Source organism: Halorubrum tibetense, assembly GCF_042661865.1.
In the GTDB taxonomy this organism is placed as follows: Archaea; Halobacteriota; Halobacteria; order Halobacteriales; family Haloferacaceae; genus Halorubrum; species Halorubrum tibetense.
This window is the reverse complement of the sequence record NZ_JBHSWW010000493.1, coordinates 1-1,066: the sequence shown is the minus strand read 5'-3', so window position 1 is coordinate 1,066 and position 1,066 is coordinate 1. Positions and strand designations below refer to the sequence as shown.

Annotated in this window: 1 protein-coding gene; it reads right to left on the bottom strand. The window is 70.2% G+C overall.

Annotated features, from left to right (window positions below; translation table 11 throughout):
* A partial coding sequence (locus tag ACFQEU_RS16460) for a DUF8157 domain-containing protein (RefSeq protein WP_379783905.1) occupies positions 1-899 on the bottom strand: 899 nt, incomplete at its 3' end.
* Positions 900-1,066: the final 167 nt, after the last annotated feature.

Below are 1,066 nucleotides of genomic sequence, written 5' to 3'. Positions count from 1 at the left end.
CGGTCCGCGGGCGCGAACGCGACGACGCTCCCGTCGTCGGCCAGCGCGTCGACTGCGGCGTCGACGACCGCTGCCGGGTCCGCGAGCTCGGACAACACGTTCCCGAACACCACGAGGTCGAACGGCTCGTCGAGGATCGGGGTCGGACCCGTACCTACCCCTACATCCGCGCTCTCGCTCGCACCCGTCTCGTCATCGGGGTCTCCATCCTCGTCGAGCCTGAACAGCGACTCCGCGGTCGTCCGATGCACCGTCGTCCGGAAGTTCCGACCGGTCTCGTCGAGCAGTCGGTCGAGGACGTCCGCGGCCGGGCTCGGCTCGACCGCGTGGTACTCGACGACGGCGTCGTCCGGGAGGTAGTCGTGGAGCCCCAACGCGGGGCCGCCGACGCCCGCGCCGACGTCGAGGACGCGCAACGTCCGGTCGAGGAGCCCGTTCTCCGCGAGGTCGTCGAGGACGTAGCCGACCGTCGCGTAGTAGTCCGGGAGGTGATAGATCGCGTACGCCAACGCGGCGACCCGGTCGTACTCCACGTCGTTGCCGTAGAGGTAGTCCGTTTTCAGGTTGCGGAGCGTCTCTCGAAGCCGCTCGCCGGACTCTCCCGTGTGCCAGTTCGCACCGAACGCCTCGACGAGGAGGTCCTCGACGGCGAACGCGTACGCCTCCGGGAGCGCCGTCGGACTCCAACCGGGCGGGGAGACGGGGGCGTCGTCGACGGGGACGAACGTCCCGTCCTCGCGCTCGCGAAGCCGGAGGTCGAACGCCTCCTCGCGGAGCGCCTCGCGGACGACCGCGGGATGGGGGGTCCCCTCGATGTAGTCGGTTATCTCGTCGGGGTCGATCGGGCGAACGTGTCGCAGGTAGTTGGCGGTGTCACGGACCGCCGCTCTGTCGATCATGGTGTCGTGTCGGATTCGTATGGTCGGATGCGTGTAGTGCCGGATGTGCGTAGTGTCGGATGCGCGTGGGGTCCTCGCAGGCGGCGTCAGTCGTGTCGATCCCGGGGCGCGCGGTCGCCGCGCGCCCGCTCGTAGAGGTCGGCGAACGCCTCCGCGTCGGCGTCGGC